The organism is Mesorhizobium sp. M7A.F.Ca.ET.027.03.2.1, from assembly GCF_003999175.1.
GTDB lineage: Bacteria > Pseudomonadota > Alphaproteobacteria > Rhizobiales > Rhizobiaceae > Mesorhizobium.
This window is the reverse complement of record NZ_RZOM01001525.1, coordinates 1-1,002: the sequence shown is the minus strand read 5'-3', so window position 1 is coordinate 1,002 and position 1,002 is coordinate 1. Positions and strand designations below refer to the sequence as shown.

2 protein-coding genes are annotated in these 1,002 nt (G+C 59.5%); both read right to left on the bottom strand.

Annotated features, from left to right (window positions below; all coding sequences use genetic code 11):
• A partial coding sequence (locus EN750_RS36160; protein WP_189526739.1) for an NnrS family protein occupies positions 1 to 228 on the bottom strand: 228 nt, incomplete at its 3' end.
• Positions 229 to 332: 104 nt separating this feature from the next.
• Positions 333 to 770 (bottom strand): pseudoazurin, encoded by a 438-nt coding sequence (locus tag EN750_RS36155; RefSeq protein ID WP_127399407.1) that lies wholly within the window; start codon positions 768 to 770, stop codon positions 333 to 335.
• Positions 771 to 1,002 lie beyond the last annotated feature (232 nt).

Below are 1,002 nucleotides of genomic sequence, written 5' to 3'. Positions count from 1 at the left end.
GGTCAGCAGGAACCCGGTAACGATCGCCGGCAGATAGCCGAACAGCATCTCGTGAATGTGCCAGTCGACGGCAACGAACGCACTGTGGGCATCGAGTTCGCCGGCATACATCGGCAGCCAAAGCAGAATGGAGAGCGCGGCATACAAGGACCCGAGGAAGAAGAAGGGCCTGAATCCGTAGGAAAGAAATGCGGGCCCGGTATAAGCCCGCAGGCGTGGAATCCCCATGATTTGCGTCTCCAAAATGAACAGGGCCGGATGAACCGCCGCCCTCGGTCCGTCCGGCCCTCGCCTGCCCTTCATGCGGCAGGCATGGCTGTATCGATTGCCGGTCAGTTGGCCGGGACCTGGCTGAACAGGTCCGCGAACACCGTCTTTGCCTTCCCTGCATGTTTGACCGTCTTGGCTGCGTCGAGGTTGACCGGCTTTCCGACAACGATCAGGGCGACCATGCCCATGCCATAGTGAGGCGCGCATTTGACGCCGTACACACCTTCCTGGGTCAGTGTGACGGTGATCTCCTCGTTGGGTTTTCCCTTGAAAGCTTCAGCGCCGTCCGGAAGCATGCCCTTGATCGACTCCGCGTCATGGCTCTTGTCGGTCGGCACGAACTTGACGGTGTCGCCGGGTGCTGCCTTGACGAAGGCGGGCTGGAAAACCATGGCGCCTTTTTCGCCTTTGTTGAGCATCTGCACCACATGCTCTTCCGCGCTTGCACCGCCGGCGAGCGCGAGGATGGAGATTGCGGCGGCGAGGATGGAGAGTTTCATCGATTTGTCCTTTGTTTCGTCTTCGCGGCATTGCGCCGTTCCAAGCCATTTAGCCTGATGCGACCGGCGACAATTTGCGCTGGCGCAAACTCAGGATAAGAAAGGTTTCCCGCAGATTGGTGCGGAAGGGCTGTGAGGAAATTCGCTTGGTTGCGCTGGACCGATCGCTGATATCGCGGCTGCCGCTCTTCCAAGGGCTGGCGCCTGAAGAGCAAAGCGAGATTCTCACAAG